This is a genomic window from Enterobacter sp. CCUG 70166, from assembly GCF_020224095.1.
GTDB classification, from domain to species: domain Bacteria; phylum Pseudomonadota; class Gammaproteobacteria; order Enterobacterales; family Enterobacteriaceae; genus Enterobacter; species Enterobacter intestinihominis.
This window is the reverse complement of sequence record NZ_NRIQ01000001.1, coordinates 172,656-191,075: the sequence shown is the minus strand read 5'-3', so window position 1 is coordinate 191,075 and position 18,420 is coordinate 172,656. Positions and strand designations below refer to the sequence as shown.

At 54.7% G+C, this 18,420-nt stretch carries 17 protein-coding genes; 4 read left to right on the top strand and 13 right to left on the bottom strand.

Features of this window, described 5'->3' with window-relative positions; genetic code table 11:
• Nucleotides 1–88 precede the first annotated feature (88 nt).
• Nucleotides 89–679 carry a protein deglycase YajL gene (yajL, locus tag CKK19_RS00890; protein ID WP_022647231.1) on the bottom strand — a complete coding sequence of 197 codons (591 nt, stop codon included), beginning with the start codon at nucleotides 677–679 and terminating at the stop codon, nucleotides 89–91.
• Entirely contained in the window at nucleotides 642–1,553 is a 912-nt protein-coding gene (gene panE / locus CKK19_RS00885; protein WP_046620560.1) for a 2-dehydropantoate 2-reductase, read from the bottom strand. Before panE ends, yajL begins: the two co-directional genes overlap by 38 nt.
• Before the next feature lie 125 nt (nucleotides 1,554–1,678).
• On the opposite strand from panE, the gene CKK19_RS00880 reads away from it, so the two are divergent.
• A complete protein-coding gene (locus CKK19_RS00880; protein WP_022647233.1) occupies nucleotides 1,679–2,170 on the top strand; it encodes a YajQ family cyclic di-GMP-binding protein in 492 nt (163 codons plus the stop codon).
• 32 nt (nucleotides 2,171–2,202) lie between these two features.
• On the opposite strand, the gene CKK19_RS00875 is transcribed toward CKK19_RS00880, so the two are convergent.
• The 7 genes from CKK19_RS00875 to CKK19_RS00845 form a co-directional block, all read right to left on the bottom strand.
• Nucleotides 2,203–3,564 carry an MFS transporter gene (locus CKK19_RS00875; protein WP_022647234.1) on the bottom strand — a complete coding sequence of 454 codons (1,362 nt, stop codon included), beginning with the start codon at nucleotides 3,562–3,564 and terminating at the stop codon, nucleotides 2,203–2,205.
• Nucleotides 3,565–3,678: 114 nt separating this feature from the next.
• Nucleotides 3,679–4,326 (bottom strand): L-fuculose-phosphate aldolase, encoded by a 648-nt coding sequence (gene fucA / locus CKK19_RS00870; protein WP_017383181.1) that lies wholly within the window; start codon nucleotides 4,324–4,326, stop codon nucleotides 3,679–3,681.
• Nucleotides 4,327–4,354: 28 nt separating this feature from the next.
• A complete protein-coding gene (locus tag CKK19_RS00865) occupies nucleotides 4,355–5,350 on the bottom strand; it encodes a LacI family DNA-binding transcriptional regulator (protein ID WP_023299444.1) in 996 nt (331 codons plus the stop codon).
• A gap of 60 nt (nucleotides 5,351–5,410) precedes the next feature.
• Entirely contained in the window at nucleotides 5,411–7,000 is a 1,590-nt protein-coding gene (locus CKK19_RS00860) for an FGGY-family carbohydrate kinase (protein WP_063853685.1), read from the bottom strand.
• A gap of 11 nt (nucleotides 7,001–7,011) precedes the next feature.
• A complete protein-coding gene (locus CKK19_RS00855; RefSeq protein WP_063853686.1) occupies nucleotides 7,012–7,962 on the bottom strand; it encodes an ABC transporter substrate-binding protein in 951 nt (316 codons plus the stop codon).
• Between the two features lie 46 nt (nucleotides 7,963–8,008).
• The gene (locus tag CKK19_RS00850; protein WP_022647237.1) at nucleotides 8,009–8,992 is read right to left on the bottom strand and encodes an ABC transporter permease; all 984 of its coding nucleotides are present in this window, start codon (nucleotides 8,990–8,992) and stop codon (nucleotides 8,009–8,011) included.
• A gap of 2 nt (nucleotides 8,993–8,994) precedes the next feature.
• Nucleotides 8,995–10,494, bottom strand: a complete 1,500-nt coding sequence (locus tag CKK19_RS00845; RefSeq protein WP_022647238.1) for a sugar ABC transporter ATP-binding protein — start codon at nucleotides 10,492–10,494, stop codon at nucleotides 8,995–8,997.
• Between the two features lie 407 nt (nucleotides 10,495–10,901).
• On the opposite strand from CKK19_RS00845, the gene fucI reads away from it, so the two are divergent.
• Genes fucI through fucU form a run of 3 tightly spaced genes read left to right on the top strand, consistent with a single transcriptional unit; the run spans nucleotide 10,902 to nucleotide 14,554 of the window.
• Nucleotides 10,902–12,680: an L-fucose isomerase gene (fucI, locus tag CKK19_RS00840; protein ID WP_063853687.1), complete on the top strand. Its 1,779-nt coding sequence runs from the start codon at nucleotides 10,902–10,904 to the stop codon at nucleotides 12,678–12,680.
• A gap of 49 nt (nucleotides 12,681–12,729) precedes the next feature.
• On the top strand, nucleotides 12,730–14,133 hold the full coding sequence (gene fucK, locus CKK19_RS00835) for an L-fuculokinase (protein WP_063853688.1): 1,404 nt from the start codon (nucleotides 12,730–12,732) through the stop codon (nucleotides 14,131–14,133).
• The gene (fucU, locus tag CKK19_RS00830) at nucleotides 14,126–14,554 is read left to right on the top strand and encodes an L-fucose mutarotase (RefSeq protein WP_063853690.1); all 429 of its coding nucleotides are present in this window, start codon (nucleotides 14,126–14,128) and stop codon (nucleotides 14,552–14,554) included. The genes fucK and fucU overlap by 8 nt, the downstream gene beginning before the upstream one ends.
• A gap of 40 nt (nucleotides 14,555–14,594) precedes the next feature.
• Here the strand turns inward: fucU and cyoE are convergent, their stop codons facing one another.
• The 4 genes from cyoE to cyoB are packed head-to-tail and all read right to left on the bottom strand — an operon-like array spanning nucleotide 14,595 to nucleotide 18,415.
• On the bottom strand, nucleotides 14,595–15,482 hold the full coding sequence (cyoE, locus tag CKK19_RS00825; RefSeq protein WP_022647242.1) for a heme o synthase: 888 nt from the start codon (nucleotides 15,480–15,482) through the stop codon (nucleotides 14,595–14,597).
• 11 nt (nucleotides 15,483–15,493) lie between these two features.
• A complete protein-coding gene (locus CKK19_RS00820) occupies nucleotides 15,494–15,820 on the bottom strand; it encodes a cytochrome o ubiquinol oxidase subunit IV (protein ID WP_006809888.1) in 327 nt (108 codons plus the stop codon).
• Nucleotides 15,820–16,434, bottom strand: a complete 615-nt coding sequence (locus CKK19_RS00815; protein WP_022647243.1) for a cytochrome o ubiquinol oxidase subunit III — start codon at nucleotides 16,432–16,434, stop codon at nucleotides 15,820–15,822. The genes CKK19_RS00820 and CKK19_RS00815 overlap by 1 nt, the downstream gene beginning before the upstream one ends.
• Entirely contained in the window at nucleotides 16,424–18,415 is a 1,992-nt protein-coding gene (cyoB, locus tag CKK19_RS00810) for a cytochrome o ubiquinol oxidase subunit I (protein WP_006809887.1), read from the bottom strand. Before cyoB ends, CKK19_RS00815 begins: the two co-directional genes overlap by 11 nt.
• Nucleotides 18,416–18,420: the final 5 nt, after the last annotated feature.

Here is an 18,420-nt window from a genome sequence, read left to right as displayed (position 1 = left end):
ATGTTTCCGGTTCATACCCTTCGCTTACCGGGCCTACGGTACCGTACACTTGTAGGCCGGGTAAGGCGTAGCCGCCACCCGGCTTTTTTTACTCGTAGTAGTTATAAATCCCTGCCGCCATCACCAGCGATGACGCCACTTCGTACGCTTTTTCGCGCCCGACCAGCAGGTCAATAATCTTCAGGCCAAAATCAATGGCGGTACCCGGCCCCTGGCTGGTGAGCAGGTTAACCCGCGGATCCCAGACCACGCGTTTATCCACCCACTGGTCTTCCGGAATCGTATCCTTCAGGCCTGGGAAGCCGGTCATATTGCCGATGGGGAAAATGTCGTGCGGAACCAGTACCGTACCTGCGGCCGCACAGATTGCCGCGACGATACGCCCGGAAAGATGAAACTGACGAACGGTTTCAACCAGCAGCGGGCTGTCGCGGAAACACTCCGCGCCCTTCAGACCGCCCGGCAGCACGATAATGTCGTAATCACCGTCCGCCACCTGTACAAGCGGTGCATCTGCCAGGATCTTGACCCCACGCGAGCAGGTAATCGCCAGACTTCCGTCGCTGGCGACGCTGGCGGTGGTAACCTTAATACCACCACGTACCATCAAATCAATGGTGGTGACCGCTTCTGTCTCTTCGCTACCAGGGGCGAGGCATACCAGTGCCGATGCGCTCATACTCACTCTCCTTTCGTTTAACTAACTCAAACAGACGGCTGTTTTCCGCAACGGTAATGCCGTGAGCCCGGGCGCGTTTTAACAGATAACCGGTAATGTAATCAATTTCGGTATGCCGCATCGCCCGGACATCCTGCAACATTGAAGAGATATTTTCTGCCGTACTCTCAATGACCTGGTCGACATAATAACGTAAATCAGACTCTGAGGTGTGGTAGCCTTCGCGTTCAATAACGGCGGCAACTTCCCGGCAAATCAGCGCTAACCGATCGGGATGCTGGCGCAGATCACCGTTAGGGCAATCCAGCAGGGCAGTCAGCGGATTGATCGCGCAGTTGACCGCCAGTTTGCGCCACAGTTCTGCGCGAATGTTATTGTGCCAGGCGACGTCAGGCAGCGTGCTTTGCAGGGTATCCGCAAGATAGCTGTAATCGCCGGGCTGTTCACGCGCCGGGCCGATATGGGTGATGCCACTGGCAACATGAATAATGACGTTACCGTCGCGGCGTGCCGCGTGGGTGGTTGTTCCCATCAGCAGCGGTTGCCGGACAGACTTTAGCTCTTCAATGGTACCCATACCGTTGTGAATCAGCAGGACTGGCGTGCTTTCAGGTAATTGGGCGGCCAGGCTTTTCACCGCATCGGAGACCTGCCAGGCCTTCAGCGTGACCAGCAGCAGATCGCTGCTCGCGAGAAATTCCGGATCGTTTGCCGTCAAAGACTCGTTAAAAATTGAACCGTCTGTACCCATCACATTCACACTGCAATAGGGTTGGGGAATTCGCAGCCAGCCCTGAACGTCGTGTCCCTGTTTGCATAGCGCGCTAAGCCAGAGTTGACCAAGGGCGCCGCATCCAAGCACTGTTACTTTCATTGTTCCTCCTCACCTGCAACTGCGCCAGGTGCTAAGACGCTAAGTATAGCGCCATCAGCTAAGCTTCTCGTTATGCCTCGTTGCAGGTATTATGCAACGCAACAAAAATGAAGGGAGAAGAAAAGATGCCATCTTTCGATATTGTTTCTGAAGTTGATCTGCAGGAAGCGCGTAACGGCGTAGATAATGCTATTCGTGAAGTGGAGTCACGTTTCGATTTTCGTGGCGTTGAGGCGACCATTGAACTGAACGACGCGAACAAGACAATCAAAGTCCTGAGTGAGTCTGATTTCCAGGTCAACCAACTGCTGGATATCCTGCGCGCCAAGCTGCTCAAGCGCGGCATTGAAGGGACCTCACTTGATGTACCGGAAGATTTTGTTCACAGCGGCAAAACCTGGTTTGTAGAAGCGAAGCTGAAGCAGGGGATTGAAAGCGCGGTACAGAAAAAAATCGTTAAGCTTATCAAAGACAGTAAGCTGAAAGTGCAGGCGCAGATCCAGGGGGAAGAGATCCGCGTGACCGGAAAATCCCGTGATGACCTGCAATCCGTGATGGCGCTGGTGCGTGGCGGCGATCTCGGTCAGCCATTCCAGTTTAAAAACTTCCGCGATTAAGACAATTATGCCCGGCTAAACCGGGCATTTTTTCAGGCCTTTAGCGCCTGCTCTACCTCAAAGCGGTTAGTCACTTTGCTGTCAATTTTGACATACGCACTGCGCTCTTCCGGGACAATCAGCACTTCGCTCACGCCCTCTGTCGCTTCCAGACGCTGTTGTAACGCGTCACCGATTGCCACGTCATCGGGAATTTCTACCCGCAGGCTACTCACATAGCGCGGCTCTTTCATGGTGCTGGCAACAAACAGCCAGAGCATCGCCAGTAGCGCACCGGCGAGGAACACGGTCTGAGAATCAAAAAGACCGTCCACCCAGCCGCCGAGGGACCCGCCGATCGCCACGCCGAGAAACTGGCTGGTGGAGTAAATGCCCATCGCGGTGCCTTTGTATCCTGCCGGAGACTCTTTGCTGATAAGCGACGGCAGCAGGGCTTCCATCAGATTAAACGCCAGGAAGAACAGCTGTACGCCTGCGATCAGCTCCCAGAAATGTGGGCCGGCGCCCCACAGCACAATCTCGGCAATCAACAGTAACGCCACGCAGCCCACGAAGACGCGTTTCATTTTGCGCTTCACTTCGGCGTAAATAATGAAGGGCACAACGGAGACAAACGAGATCAGCATTGTGACCAGATAAATTTTCCAGTGCTCTGCCGCCGGGAAACCTGCTGCGGCAAGTTGACCGGGCAGGGCGACAAAGGTGGACATCAGCAGAATGTGCAGACACATAATGCCGAAGTTCAGCTTAAGCAGGCGCGGCTCGGCGATGACTTTGCTGAAGCAGCCTTTGACCATCCCGGATTCACGGTTCAGGACATGGTTTTTACTGTCCGGCACAACCCACAGCGTGAGTGCGATCCCGATGGTTGCCAGCACGGCTATCATCCAGAACAGGGCGTGCAGGCCGAGTGAATGGGTAATAATCGGCCCCAGCACCATGGCAATGGCAAACGTGACGCCGAAGCTGACGCCAATAAACGCCATGGCTTTGGTGCGGTTTTGCTCGCGGGTTAAGTCTGACAGCAGCGCCATCACGGCGGCTGCAATCGCCCCGGAACCTTGCAGGGCGCGGCCAAGAATAATTCCCCAGATGGAGTGGGAGAGGGCGGCGATGATGCTGCCAAGTACAAACACCAGCAGCCCGCCGACAATCAGCGGTTTGCGACCCACGCGGTCGGAGAGCAGGCCAAAGGGGATCTGGAATATCGCCTGCGCCAGGCCGTAGATACCGATCGCCAGACCAATCAGCGCTTCGCTGGCGCCCTGTAACGCCATGCCATATGTGGTCAGAACGGGCAGGACCATAAACATGCCAAGCATCCGTAGCGAGAAAACAGTCCCTAAACCCCAGGTCGCACGCAGTTCACCTGGCGTCATTTTATAATCGTTCATTACCACCTCTACCAAAAAGCAGGCCATAGTTTAGGCGGGGTGATAAGTGCGGTAAATAGGTGTTTGTTTAAGAGATATTACGAGGGTGTGATAAAAGCACCCCCGGATAAAAAATTACGCCTCGACGCGCAACCCGTAGCTTTTAAATTTCTCAAGAACAATGGCAATTTCATCGTCACTGAGTACCGGAACGGGATCCACGATCGCCAGCGTGGCCAGGTAGAGTTTTGCCAGCACCTCTACCTCCTGCGCCAGCCACAGTGCCTTCTCAAGATTTTCTTCGCAGGTGATCAGGCCGTGGTGCTGTAATAGCGTCGCTTTGCGATCGCGTAACGCGACCGCGACATGCTCTGACAGCGCGCGCGTCCCGAAGGTCGCGTAAGGCGCGCAGGGAATGGAGTTTCCCCCGGCGGCGGCAATCATATAGTGAATAGCAGGAATGGGGCGGTTGAGTATCGAGACGGCGGTACAGTTAACCGCATGGTTATGGACGACGGCGTTAGCATCCGGGCGGGTCTGATACACAACCTGATGAAAACGCCATTCGCTGGAGGGCAGTTTATCCTCTTCGTGTCGCCCCTGTGCATCGACATAGACGATACTCTCTTCGGTCAGATGCTCGTAGGGAATTCCGGTCGGCGTAATCAGCATACCGTCGCGATAGCGAACGCTGATATTCCCGGCGGTGCCCTGATTTAATCCCATGCGGGTCATCTCAAGGCAGGTGTCGATAATGTCTCTGGCTAATCGGGCTCGTTCCATTTTTTATTCTCCGGGTACAGTTTTATTTTTACTGGCGGGAACGTTTGACCAGCTTCATATCGACTTTCGCCGTCTCGTTGACCGCTTCGCCGTCGATGGCTCGCTGCATCAGTTCAAACGCTTTTTCCGCCCAGGTATCTTCATCCTGCTGCATGGACCAGACGCTGTTAGGCAGGAACCCCAGCATGGGGTGCTCATCGAAGGTGCCAATATTGATGTGTTGGGGCACGGTACCGGTACGCGTCCGCAGGGCTTCGATTGCCCCTTCCAGGACGGGTAACGATGAGGCGATAAACGCCTGCGGAACACCCTGGCTGTCGATAAGCGAATCCATCAGGGCATATCCCCCCTCCGGCGTATTGTCCGGCCCTTCGATGACCCACTCGCGATGGTGTATACCGGCTGTTTTCAGGGCCTGCAAATAGCCGTTCAGACGGTCCGTAATGCTGGGCAGTGCGGTATCGCCCACAAGGAACCAGAGCGGCGTTTTGCACTCTTCCAGCATATTGCGGGCCAGTTCATCCCCCCCAGCCTCGTTATGACTCTCTACCAGCGCGTTGTCAGTAAAGCCAAAATCCCGGTCAAGGAGCACCAGTGGCTTTTGGATCTGCCGCAAATGATGCTGCTGATTTTCCAGCGTTGAGGGAACGATAAATAAGCCGTCCACGTTGCGCGCCATCAGAGCTTTTACCAGCTTGTTTTCGTAATCCACATCGTTGTAAGTACAGCTGATCATCAGCTGGTAACCCGAACGGCGGCAGCGCAGTTCGAGTTTCTCGGCGAGCGTTGCAAAGAACACGTTTGAGATGTTGGGCACGATGAGCCCCAGCGTCTCGGTTTTGTTTAACTTCAGACTGCGCGCCGAATGGTTGAGGGTATAGCCGAAGCGCTCGACGTGTTCATTAATTCGGGACTGTGTTTTCACACTGATCCGATACTGTTCGGCTTTCCCGCTCAGTACCAGCCGCACGGTGGTGACGGATAAATTCAGATCCTTCGCTATCTGTTCAACTGTTTTGGCCATCGCTACGCCTCAATCCTTAACGTACGTAAAAACTGCTGATAAAGCATACGCATCCTGCCATTACATTTCCTGCTGCATCAGGAGATTAAGCGCCTGTTGCTGGGTCCACAGCATCAGGTACGCCTCATATTTTTGCCGGTGGAAGGCCGCGGTTTCCGGCCGACAGGTGATGATATCGCCGGCTTTGACCATTTCCCGGGTGGCGTCGGTAAGCGTTGCCCATGCACCGCTCGCCACAGCGCCGCAAATGGCCGCGCCGAGAGTGACCGCATCTTCTTCGGCTAAAAGGTGAATATCGCAGTCTGTGGCATCGGCATACTCCCGCAGCCAGAGCCGGTTATGAGTAGCTCCACCACAAATGACAATGCGCGACAAGGTGTGCCCATGATGTTTCAGAGTATCCATAATGTGTCGTGTGCCATAGGCTATGGCCTGTAGCGTGGCCAGGTAGAGCCTCGCCAGCGCACGTTCACCGGTTTCTAATGTCAGACCGACCACGCTGCCCCGGGCATCAGGACGCGAACGCGGCGAGCGGTTGCCGTGGTGATCGGCCAGAATGTGCAGGTTGCGGGTGGGATATTTTTCTTCCTGTTCAAGCGCGGCTACCCAGTCGTTGAGTAATGCCACCGGATGGCATTGCGCCGCTTCTGCTTTTGCAAACAGCTCTGCGCTGACTCCGTGCTCGCGCAACGTCCAGTCGACCAGCGCCCCGGCAGCACTTTGCCCGCCTTCCGTCAGCCAGTAGCCCGGCAGCATGGCGCTCCAGTAAGGTCCCCAGACGCCGGGCGTATGGATCTCCGTCTGACTGGCAAGCATATGGCAGTTCGAGGTTCCGCTGATGAGCGCCAGCGTGCCTTCCGGGTGTGAGCCCGTCAGCGCCACGCCACCCGCGTGGGCATCGATCATGCCGCTTGCCACAATCACCTCTTCGGGCAACCCCAGAGCTTGCGCTGCCTGTGGGCTGAGTTTCCCGACGCATTCAGCGACGTCCAGAATAGTATCGGGAATTTTTGTCAGTAAGGTCTCCAGCCCCACCTCCCTGAGCAGCGATTCGCTGAACTGCGCCTCATGCGCAAGGTAGTTCCATTTGCAGGTGAGGGTGCACAGGCTGGCGGCGTCCTGGCCCGTCGCTTTCCAGACCAGAAAATCGGCAAGGTCGAAAAAGCGCCAGGCCTGATTCCATGTTTCAGGATGATGCCGCTGCAACCACAGCAGTTTTGGCAGTTCCATTTCAATACTCACCTCGCCGCCCACGTAGCACAAGGCCGGATCGCGTGTGGCATTGATGTGAACGGTTTCTTCGTGAGCACGATGATCCATCCACATAATGATGTCCTGCGATGCCGGACTGTCCGGGGAGACGCTCAGGCCGTTACCGTCAGCATCCAGCGCGACCAGCGAGCACGTGGCGTCGAAGCCAATCGAACGAATGGCGTCAGGTGAAATCCCAGAGGAGTCGACGGCTTCCCGCACCACCGCACAAACCTGCTGCCAGATTTCCACAGAGGATTGTTCCACGCGCGCATTGCTGGCGTGAAACTGCGAAATCGGACGGGTCGCGAAGCTCAAACGCTCGCCTTGCGCAGAGTAAAGCCCTGCACGAACGCTGGCTGAACCTACATCTACCCCGAGGAAATAGCCGTCACTCATCATGAACTTCCTTATTTTTTACCAAACGGATGCAGCAGTTTATCAATTTCAGGCGTGTTGATATTCTGCGCATTGACATATTTCACTGGAATATCAATTTCTTTGGCCACCGTCTGTCCGGAAATCACCGCGTTCAGCGTTTTTATGCCCTGATAACCAATCTGATAGGCGTCCTGCACCACGAAGCCCTGAATCACACCGTTTTTAAGGAAGTTAATGATGGCTTCGGTGCTGTCAAAACCGATGACTTTTACTTTGCCCTTCAGATTCTGGCTGTCGATAGCGTTCGCAACGCCCAGGGTTGAGCCTTCGTTGGTGGCATAAATACCGGCGATATCCGGGTTGGCCTGAACCATATCAATGGTTTTATCCATCGCTTTTTGCGGGTCGCCATCGCTGTATTGCACCGGCAGTACCTGAATATTCGGGTACTTCTCTTTCATCCGCTCGCTGAACCCTTCAGAGCGCTCAATGGCGGACGTCGTCCCGGCTACGTGAGCGATAATACCCACTTTCCCCTTCTGGCCTACCTGCTCCGCCAGCGCATCCGCAGCCTGTGCGCCCGCCTTACGGTTATTGGTGGCGACAAAGCTGGCCGGGATATCCGAGTTCACGCCCGAGTCGAAGGTCACCACTTTGATCCCCCGGCTGTTGGCGGTTTCGACCAGCGGGGCAAGGGCGTTTGCATCAAGTGCGGCCAGCAACAGGCCGTTTGGCTTTTGTGCCATGGTGTTTTCGACTAACTGGATCTGTTCGGCAATTTGCGTTTCATCGGCAGGGCCAACGTAGCTGGTTTTGTCACCCAACTCTTTTGCGGCAGCTTCCGTTCCCATTTTGACCGTCTGCCAGAATTCGTGCTGGTAACCTTTACTGACCACCGGCAGGTTTAAATCTTTTGCCAGCGCGCTGCTGGACAGGATGGCAACGAGCGACAGGACGCTCAGGATATGGCTGGTTTTCATTATTTTGCTCCGTTGTAGGGTTGGCAGGGCTTGTTGTATCGAGAACCTAACGCATTCTTTTACGTAACGTGTCCAGGTAGACGGCGGCAACGACGACCACGCCCATCGCCACCATCTGCCAGAACTGGGACACGCCCATGAGATTGAGGCCGTTTTTCAGCACGCTCATAATGAACGCGCCTATGATGGTGCCGCCAATCGTGCCCACACCGCCCATCAGACTGGTACCGCCGATCACTACCGCCGCAATGGCTTCCAGCTCATAACCCACGCCCACGGTTGGCTGGCCTGAGTTGAGACGAGAGGCGAGGATCACCCCGGCCACGCCGGTTAACAGGCCGCAGAAGGCGTAAACGAAAATTTTCACTCGCTGGACTTTGATCCCGGAAAGGTGTGCCGCCGTTTCATTGCTGCCGACAGCGTAGATATAGCGGCCCATCACCGTTTTCTTCAGGATCCACATGGCGATCAGTGCCACGATGACCAGGTAGAACACCGGATAAGGCAGAACGTCGAACAGGCGACCCTGTGCTAGCAGCTTGAACTGCGGGTAGTCAGAAAAATAAATCGCGCGGCCATCGGTCATCACCATATTGATGCCGCGTACCGACATCATTAAGCCGAGGGTGGCAATAAACGGTGGTATGGTCATTTTGGTGACCAGAAACGCGTTCACATAGCCGCAAAGTCCGCCTGCGAGCACGCCTGCCAGAATACAGACCGGCAACGGCATACCAAACCCGGCGGCGATGCCCACCGCAACCCCTGAGAACGCCACCACCGATCCAAGCGACAGGTCGATCCCGGCGGTAATAATCACAAAGGTCACGCCAATGGCCATGATGCCAATCACCGCCGTTTGCAGGGCGATAGTCATGATATTTTCTGTATTAAAGAAGAACGGAGAGCTGAAGCTGAAAAACAGAACCAGCAATACCAGGCTAAAAAGAGGCGCCAGACGCATCAGGAGCGCTTTATTTATTTTCATCGTATGACTTCCGCTTTGCGGCGATGGAACGGTAACGGACATGATTAATCCTCCAGCGTGGCGTATTGCATGATTTTTTCCTGGGTGGCGTGCTCAGCCGCTATTTCGCCGGCAATGCGGCCGCTGCGCATCACGAGTATGCGGTCGCACATTCCTAATACTTCCGGCAGTTCGGATGAAATCATGATGATCGATTTACCTTTAGCGACAAGGCGATTCATTAATTCGTAGATCTCTAGCTTGGCGCCAACGTCAATTCCCCGGGTTGGCTCATCAAAAATTAAAATATCGGTGTCTTTGCAGACCCAGCGGGCAATAATAATCTTCTGTTGATTACCGCCGCTTAAATTCAGTGCCGCCTGTTCCAGATGTGGCGTTTTTATTCGCAGCGTATCCACCAGTTTCTGGCTGGACTCCCGGCAGCGTTTTTCATCAACATTACCCGCGGCGCCAGCGTAGTCCGGGTAATTGCCGAGCATAATGTTCATCTCAACAGAAAGGCCGAGGGCGAGTCCCTCTTTTTTGCGGTCTTCTGTTAAATAGCTGATGCCTTTCTCAATGGCGTCAGCCACGTCTTTAATACGTGTGGGGGTGCCGTTCAGCGTCAGGGTGCCAGCGTCGATCGCATCGGCGCCAAACAGGGCCCGGCCCAGTTCAGTTCGGCCTGCGCCCATTAAGCCAGCGAGACCGAGGATCTCACCGCGCCAGAGGGTAAAGTTGATGTCATGCAGTACACCATTACGCGTCAGGCCGTTCACCTCCAGCACTTTTTCTCTGCGCTGATGCGGCGGGCGTTTTGGGTAGATGTTATCGAGATTGCGGCCAACCATCATGGCGATAAGCTCGCCGATCTGAACCGTTTCATAATCTACGGTGGCGATGTATTGTCCGTCGCGCATGACGGTCGCGCGATCGGCGATCAGCGCCAGCTCTTCCAGACGGTGCGAGATGTAGACAATCCCCGTGCCCTGAGCCTTGAGCATCCGCGTGACGTCAAACAAACTCTCGATTTCACTTTCGGTCAGCGCGGCGGTGGGTTCATCCATGATTAGCACTTTGGCATTGACCGAAATCGCTTTGGCGATTTCCACCATCTGCTGCTGGGCTACGGTTAATTCACTGACGCGGGCGTCCGGGGCGATTTTTAAATTCAGCGTGTGCAGTATTTTCTCAACCGCCTGTCGCTGGGCGCGTTTATCTAACTGCCAGCGACTATTTTTGCAGAATTCACGGCCAATAAAGATATTCTCTTCCACGGTTAAATCGGGGAAGAGATTAAATTCCTGATGGATAATCGTAATACCTGCATGCTGAGCACTTAGCGGATCGCTGAATGATACGGATTGCCCTTCAAAGCGAATTTCACCGGCATCAGGTTGGTAAACACCGGATAATATTTTCATCAGCGTCGATTTGCCGGCACCGTTTTCACCTAAGAGGGCATGAACTTCGCCGCAGCGTAAATCGAAATCAACCTGATTCAGCGCCAGCACGCCGGGAAAGCGTTTGGTAATGCGCGTCATCTGAATAAGAGTCTCTGACATTGCAAAATTCCTGTGTTGGAAAGGCAATGAATCACAAGCCACAGTGATTTAGTTAATAAGCTAACTCGACTTAGCTTTCGTCCTTAAAAGCTATTTTAGGGTTATAATTTAGCCAAATCATTTGTATTCAAATTGTGACGTCGTGCAAAGGTATTTTGTTATTTGATTGAATTTAAACGATATGTTTAGTTTTTGCTGAATCGTAATACCTGACACTGATCGAATTTTGACCTCTCATCGTGAAACTGCTCACAGATCCTGCACATTTATCTTGTCTCATTTTTAGTGTGAACCCTAAGCTAATTCGAGTTAGCAAATTTCACCACTTTCCGTTCACGGCGCTGCCTGGGCGCTTTTTCACGGCTATGCCCCTGAGACGGATAGGTTAACCAACGTGAGGAAGGGCTATGAAAACGATAAAAGCGTTACCCCGTATTGGCATTCGACCTGTTATTGATGGCCGCCGAATGGGCGTACGCGAGTCTCTGGAAGAGCAGACCATGAACATGGCGAAAGCCACGGCGGCGCTACTCAGTGAAAAATTACGCCACCCCTGCGGTACGCCCGTTGAGTGCGTGATTGCCGATAGCTGCATTGCCGGAATGGCGGAGGCCGCTGCTTGTGAAGAGAAGTTCAGCACGTGCCACGTTGGTCTGACGATCACCGTCACCCCCTGCTGGTGTTACGGGAGTGAAACCATTGATATGGATCCGCTGCGTCCGAAAGCGATCTGGGGCTTTAACGGCACCGAGCGTCCGGGGGCAGTATATCTCGCGGCGGCACTGGCGGCGCATAACCAGAAAGGGATCCCGGCGTTTTCCATATATGGCCACGATGTACAGGATGCGGGCGACGAGACCATCCCGGCAGACGTTGAGGAAAAATTGTTGCGCTTCGCCCGCGCGGGCCTGGCGGTCGCCAGCATGAAGGGGAAAAGTTATTTGTCGGTGGGCGGCGTCTCGATGGGGATTGCGGGCTCGATTGTCGATCACAACTTCTTTGAATCCTGGCTGGGGATGAAGGTGCAGGCGGTGGATATGACCGAACTGCGTCGCCGCATCGATCATAAGATTTACGACGAGCAAGAACTTGAGCTGGCCCTGGACTGGGCGCAAGCACATTTCCGTTTCGGCGAGGATAAAAACGCGGAGCAGTATCGTCGCAATGAACAGGAGAATGCCGCGATCCTGCGGGAGAGTCTACTGATGGCGATGTGCATCCGCGACATGATGCAGGGTAACCCAAAACTCGCTGCGATGGGCCGCGTGGAGGAATCTCTGGGCTATAACGCCATCGCGTCCGGGTTCCAGGGACAGCGCCACTGGACGGATCAGTATCCAAATGGCGATACCGCAGAGGCGCTGCTGAACAGCTCCTTTGACTGGAACGGTATTCGCCAGCCGTTGGTGGTGGCGACGGAAAATGACAGCCTGAACGGGGTAGCAATGCTGTTTGGGCATCTGATGACCGGTACAGCGCAAATCTTTGCCGACGTGCGCACCTACTGGTCGCCAGAGTCGGTTGAGCGTGTTACCGGCCAGAAACTCACTGGACGGGCTGAGCACGGCATTATTCATCTGATCAACTCCGGCTCGGCGGCACTGGACGGTACAGCGGAGCAGAAAGACGCCGAGGGGAAACCGACCCTGAAACCACACTGGGACATTAGTGAGCAGGAAGCCAACGCGTGCCTGGCCGCAACCCACTGGTGTCCGGCGGTGCATGAATACTTTCGCGGGGGCGGTTTCTCATCAAACTTCCTCACCCGAGGTGGCGTGCCATTTACCATGACCCGCGTAAACCTCATCAAGGGGGTGGGCCCGGTATTACAGATAGCGGAAGGCTGGAGTGTTGAGCTGCCGGAACAAGTACATGACATTCTGAATAAGCGCACCGATTCAACCTGGCCCACCACCTGGTTTGCCCCACGTCTGACCGGTAAAGGCCCGTTCAGCGACGTCTATTCAGTGATGGCGAACTGGGGCGCTAACCACGGGGTGCTAACCGTCGGGCACGTCGGTGCTGATTTCATCACTATGGCGTCCATGCTGCGCATTCCCGTGTGCATGCATAACGTACCGGAGGCGCTGATTTATCGGCCGACGGCCTGGGGCGCTCACGGTATGGATCCGGAAGGGCAGGATTATCGCGCCTGTGAAAATTACGGACCGTTATACAAACAATAAGCCGGTTTGCCAGCCTGCTCCGGCGGACTGGCAGCCTGTGGGGACCGCAATGAAAAAATGTTTTCTGGTTCTCGATTGTGGCGCGACGAACGCGCGCGCCATTGCGCTGGATCCTGAAGGGAATATTGTGGCGCGAGCCTCGGTGGCGAACGAAAGCGAAAGTGCCGCTGAAAATCCGGCCTGGCACCAGTGGTCGCTCGACGCCATCATGCAACGTTTTGCCGTCTGTTGTCAGAAAATCAGCGCAGTGCTGAGCAAGCATCAACTGCGCGGAATGAGTGTGACGACCTTTGGCGTGGATGGCGCGCTGGTAGATGAGCGGGGAGAACTGCTTTACCCGATCATCAGCTGGAAATGTCCACGGACCGTGCCGGTGATGGAAGCGGTTGCCCGTTTATGCTCCCCGGCTGAACTACAGCAGATCACCGGCGTTGGGCAGTTTAGTTTCAACACGTTGTATAAGCTAGGCTGGCTTCAGGACAACCATCCCGATCTGTTACAGCGTGCTCACGCCTGGCTTTTTATCTCCTCGCTAATCAACCATCGCCTGACCGGAAAAATGACGACCGATCTCACGATGGCCGGTACCAGTCAGATGTTCGATCTGCATCAGCGGTGCTTCAGCGAAACGATCTTAAGCAAGATCGGCGTGCCTCATTCCCTTTTCCCGCCGCTGGTTTCCCCCGGGGAGATGATGGGTGAACTGCAGCCCGACGCTGCATCCAGACTCGGATTGCCTTGCGGTGTGCCGGTGATCTCCGCCGGGCACGATACGCAGTTTGCCCTTTTTGGCGCCGGTGCGGGAATTAATGAGCCGGTTCTCTCTTCGGGAACCTGGGAGATTTTAATGGCGCGCACCTCGCAGGTTGATACCGCTTTACTGGGGCAATACCCGGGCGCGACCTGCGAACTGGATAGCCGGACGGGGCTCTATAATCCGGGAATGCAATATCTGGCGTCTGGCGTACTGGAGTGGATCCGCGCGCTGTTCTGGTCGCCTGATGTCAACTGGGACACTATTCTGGATCAGGCGGCGGCAATTCCGTACGGGGCGGATGGCGTCACGATGAATACCCAGTTGCTCGATTCTCCGCTCGCCGGCTGGCAGGGCGTTACGCTCACCACCACGCCAGCCCATTTTTACCGCGCAGCCCTGGAAGGACTCACGGTGCATCTGCAAGAAAAACTCCAGGCGCTGGAGGCGATCGCGCAATTTAAGGCGCGTGAACTCCTGCTGGTGGGGGGAGGTAGCCGCAATATGCTGTGGAATCAGCTCAAGTCCAATGCGCTTGGGATCCCGGTGAAGGTTCTTGAAGATGCAGATACGACCGTGCTGGGAGCATCTTTGTACGGATGGTGGGGCATCGGAGAAACGGCCAGCGCTGAGGCTGCTCGCGATCGGGTCCACTATCGTTACCGTTATTTCTATCCTGAGGAGCAAAGCCGTGCTTAAAACGATATCCCCACTGATTTCACCCGAGCTGCTGAAAACGCTGGCAGAGATGGGCCATGGTGACGAGATTATTTTTGCAGACGCTCACTTTCCCGCGCACAGCCTGGGGCCAAAGACGATCCGCGCAGATGGCCAGCTCATCAGCGATTTGCTGGTCGCGGTGATACCGCTGTTTGAACTCGATAGCTATGCGCCACCGCTGGTGATGATGGCCCCTGTCGACGGGGATATGCTCGATATACAGGTAGAAGCACGCTATCGCAACGCACTCTTTGGTGAGGCGGAAGGGGAGGGGATTATGCGTATTGACCGTTATGCGTTTTATGCGCGGGCACAGAAAGCGTACGCCATTGTGGTGACAGGCGAGACAGCGAAATACGGTAATATACTGTTAAAGAAAGGGGTTACGCCGTACCAATAAAAAACGCCGGGTTAAACCCGGCGTTTTTACTTCAGTCTTCTTACCAGACGTACGTCAGCAGGCTTTGTGAATCTGGCACCATGAAGTCTACGGACATCATCACGGACAGGGAGGTGATGGCGACAATCGAGAACACAAACAGCTTGCGTGCCCAGACCTTGTCATCTTCCACTTTGTAACCGCGCAGAGCCATGCCGAGCCACCAGACGCTCACCGCAGCGGCCACCACCAGATATTTATATCCGGCGTAACCGCCCAGAGAGAGCATCAGCGTTGCCACGGCAAAAGCGATGATGTACAGCGTGATGTGGTTTTTGGCAACTGAGATGCCCTTCACGACCGGCAGAACCGGAATGTTCGCTGCCTGATAATCCTTAAAGCGGAAAATCGCGATGGCGTAGGAGTGCGGCATCTGCCACAGGCTAAAGATAGCCAGCAGGATCAGCGCACCGCTGTCGAACTCGTTCGTGACGGCGCAGTAGCCAATCACCGGCGGCGCAGCGCCGGAGAGAGAACCAATCAGCGTGCCGTAGACGGAGTGGCGTTTCATATACAGGCTGTAGACGCCTACATACACCACGAACCCCATCACCCCCAGCCAGCAGGCCAGCGGGTTAGCACCAAACCACAGCAGCATAAAGCCAGCAATACCCAGCAAGGTGGCGTACACCAGCGAGACGGAAGGAGCAATCAGGCCTTTAACCAGCACCCGATTTTTGGTCCTTTCCATCTTCTTGTCGATATCCATGTCGATGTAGTTGTTAAATACACAACCGGACGCAACCACCAGTGACACACCGACCAGCGTGTAGATAAAGAGGGTGTAATCAATGCTGCCTTTAGAGGCCAGCAGGAACCCTCCGATTACGGAGATCAGGTTGCCAAAGATGATGCCTGGTTTCGTGACTTGCAGGTATTGCTTAAACATACTCGCCGCTCTTAGTGAACCATCATGTTGTAGTTAAGGTTCCACATAATCCAGATGGAACCGACTACCAGGATAGCGATGATAATCACGGTAAAGATAAAGGCCGTCATGTTCCAGCCTTCATCGGACTTGGTGTTCATGTGCAGGAAGCAAACCAGATGCACCAGAATCTGAATCACCGCGGTCACCAGGATTGCGCCCAGGATAACCGGCTTAGATGCAGAACCGTTCATCACCATCCAGAACGGGATCACCGTCAGGATGATCGACAGGATGAAACCTGTCATGTAGGTTTTTACGCTGCCGTGGGAAGCGCCATGATCGTTAGAATGACTCATTACATCGCCCCCATCAGATAGACAACAGAGAACACACAGATCCATACCACGTCCAGGAAGTGCCAGAACAGGCTCAGGCACATGATACGGGTACGGTTAGTACTGGTCAGGCCGCGACGGGAGATCTGGAACATCAGCACTGCCATCCAGATCAGACCAGAGGTCACGTGCAGACCGTGGGTGCCGACCAGCGCGAAGAACGCTGACAGGAAGCCACTGCGATCCGGACCAAAGCCTTCCGCAATCAGGTGATGGAATTCATAGATTTCCATCCCGATAAAGCCAGCACCAAACAACCAGGTCAACGCCAGCCAGGAAACAACCTGGCTTTTGTTGTTTTTGTACATGGCGATAGCCGCCATGCCGTAGGTGATGGAGCTGAATAACAGCAGTGCGGTTTCAACCAGAACGAACGGCAGCTCAAAGATGTCCTTACCGGTCGGGCCGCCCGCTGTGCCGTTCACCAGAACGGCATAGGTTGCGAACAGACAGCAGAACAGGATGCAGTCGCTCATCAGGTAGATCCAGAAACCGAAGACTTTCGTCGGTCCTGTATCATGGTGCGCATGTTCATGCGCGTGGGCAGTCGAGTGCGCCAGAGTATCAGTTGCCATTTTTCAGCCCCGCTTTAGAAATCTCGTCAAAATGCTGGTTTTCCAGCTTTTCAACTTCACGGACTGGTACGTAGTAGTCCACGTCCTCGTCAAAGCTCTTCACAATCCAGCTGATTACGATGCCAGCGAAGCCAACAATCGCCATCCACCAGATGTGCCAGATCATTGCGAAACCAAATACCGTTGCGAAGGCGGCAATCACGATGCCCGCACCGCTGTTTTTCGGCATATGGATCTCTTCGTAATGTTCAGGTTGCTTGTACGCTTCACCTTTTTCTTTCATTTCCCAGAATGCGTCACGCTCATGAATGTGCGGCACTACGGCAAAGTTATAGAACGGAGGTGGAGAAGAGGTAGACCACTCCAGCGTACGGCCACCCCACGGGTCACCGGTCAGGTCGCGGTTCAGGTTACGGTCACGGATAGACACGTAGTACTGAATCAGCTGGCACAGGATACCGCAGGCAATCAGCGCGGCGCCGCCCGCTGCAATCATCAGCATCGGATGGAACTGCGGATCGATCTGCTGGCTCAGACGACGGGTCATCCCCATGAAGCCCAGCACGTACAGCGGCATAAACGCCACGAAGAAGCCGATGATCCAGAACCAGAACGCGCGTTTGCCCCATTTTTCGTTCAGGGTGAAACCGAACGCTTTTGGCCACCAGTAGGTCACACCTGCGAAGCAGCCGAAGACGACGCCGCCGATGATAACGTTATGGAAGTGCGCAATCAGGAACAGACTGTTGTGCAGGACAAAGTCAGCGCCCGGAACCGCCAGCAGCACGCCGGTCATCCCACCTACGGAGAAGGTCACGATGAAGCCGATGGTCCACAGCATCGCTGAGTGGAACTGGATACGGCCCTGGTACATGGTGAACAGCCAGTTGAAGATCTTAACCCCGGTCGGGATCGCGATAATCATAGTGGTAATACCAAAGAAGGCGTTTACGTTGGCGCCCGCACCCATGGTGAAGAAGTGGTGCAGCCAGACGATGAACGACAGGACGGTAATACACACGGTTGCCCACACCAGAGAGGTGTAACCAAACAGACGTTTACGCGAGAAGGTTGCCGCGATTTCGGAGAACACACCGAACACCGGCAGAACCAGGATGTACACTTCCGGGTGACCCCAGGCCCAAATCAGGTTGATGTACATCATCATGTTGCCACCCATATCATTCGTGAAGAAATGGGTACCCAGATAGCGATCCAGGGTCAGCAGCGCGATGGTGACGGTCAGAATTGGGAACGACGCGATAATCAGGACGTTGGCGCACAGAGATGCCCAGGTAAATACTGGCATCTTGAACATCGTCATACCTGGTGCACGCATCTTCAGGATGGTCACGAAGAAGTTAATACCGGTCAGGGTGGTACCGACACCGGAGAGCTGAAGCGCCCAAATCCAGTAGTCAACGCCCACGCCCGGACTGTACTCAATTCCCGAAAGTGGCGGGTAGGCCAGCCAGCCGGTCTGAGCAAATTCGCCCACACCCAGTGACAGGTTAACCAGGATAACGCCGACAACGGTGAACCAGAAGCTCAGGTTGTTCAGGAACGGGAACGCAACGTCGCGCGCGCCGATTTGCAGCGGAACGACAACGTTCATCAGACCGATTACCAGCGGCATCGCCACGAAGAAGATCATGATAACGCCGTGAGCGGTAAAGATCTGATCGTAGTGGTGCGGTGGCAGGAATCCGGCTTCGCCCGCAGACGCAAGCGCCTGCTGGCTACGCATCATGATTGCATCCGCAAAGCCACGAATTAACATGACGATACCGACGATGCAGTACATGATGCCGAGTTTTTTGTGGTCAACCGAAGTCAGCCACTCGTTCCACAGGTAGCTCCACTTACCGAAGTAAGTGATCAGGCCAACTAAGGCCGCGCCACCAATGATAATTGCAGCAATCGTAACCATGATAATGGGTTCATGGTACGGCACCGCATCCAATGTCAATTTTCCGAACATTTTCT

Coding starts and splice junctions, on each gene's coding strand:
- yajL (WP_022647231.1), bottom strand. CDS start 679: ATGAGCGCATCGGCACTGGTATGCCTCGCCCCTGGTAGCGAAGAGACA.
- panE (WP_046620560.1), bottom strand. CDS start 1,553: ATGAAAGTAACAGTGCTTGGATGCGGCGCCCTTGGTCAACTCTGGCTT.
- CKK19_RS00880 (WP_022647233.1), top strand. CDS start 1,679: ATGCCATCTTTCGATATTGTTTCTGAAGTTGATCTGCAGGAAGCGCGT.
- CKK19_RS00875 (WP_022647234.1), bottom strand. CDS start 3,564: ATGAACGATTATAAAATGACGCCAGGTGAACTGCGTGCGACCTGGGGT.
- fucA (WP_017383181.1), bottom strand. CDS start 4,326: ATGGAACGAGCCCGATTAGCCAGAGACATTATCGACACCTGCCTTGAG.
- CKK19_RS00865 (WP_023299444.1), bottom strand. CDS start 5,350: ATGGCCAAAACAGTTGAACAGATAGCGAAGGATCTGAATTTATCCGTC.
- CKK19_RS00860 (WP_063853685.1), bottom strand. CDS start 7,000: ATGAGTGACGGCTATTTCCTCGGGGTAGATGTAGGTTCAGCCAGCGTT.
- CKK19_RS00855 (WP_063853686.1), bottom strand. CDS start 7,962: ATGAAAACCAGCCATATCCTGAGCGTCCTGTCGCTCGTTGCCATCCTG.
- CKK19_RS00850 (WP_022647237.1), bottom strand. CDS start 8,992: ATGTCCGTTACCGTTCCATCGCCGCAAAGCGGAAGTCATACGATGAAA.
- CKK19_RS00845 (WP_022647238.1), bottom strand. CDS start 10,494: ATGTCAGAGACTCTTATTCAGATGACGCGCATTACCAAACGCTTTCCC.
- fucI (WP_063853687.1), top strand. CDS start 10,902: ATGAAAACGATAAAAGCGTTACCCCGTATTGGCATTCGACCTGTTATT.
- fucK (WP_063853688.1), top strand. CDS start 12,730: ATGAAAAAATGTTTTCTGGTTCTCGATTGTGGCGCGACGAACGCGCGC.
- cyoE (WP_022647242.1), bottom strand. CDS start 15,482: ATGTTTAAGCAATACCTGCAAGTCACGAAACCAGGCATCATCTTTGGC.
- CKK19_RS00820 (WP_006809888.1), bottom strand. CDS start 15,820: ATGAGTCATTCTAACGATCATGGCGCTTCCCACGGCAGCGTAAAAACC.
- CKK19_RS00815 (WP_022647243.1), bottom strand. CDS start 16,434: ATGGCAACTGATACTCTGGCGCACTCGACTGCCCACGCGCATGAACAT.
- cyoB (WP_006809887.1), bottom strand. CDS start 18,415: ATGTTCGGAAAATTGACATTGGATGCGGTGCCGTACCATGAACCCATT.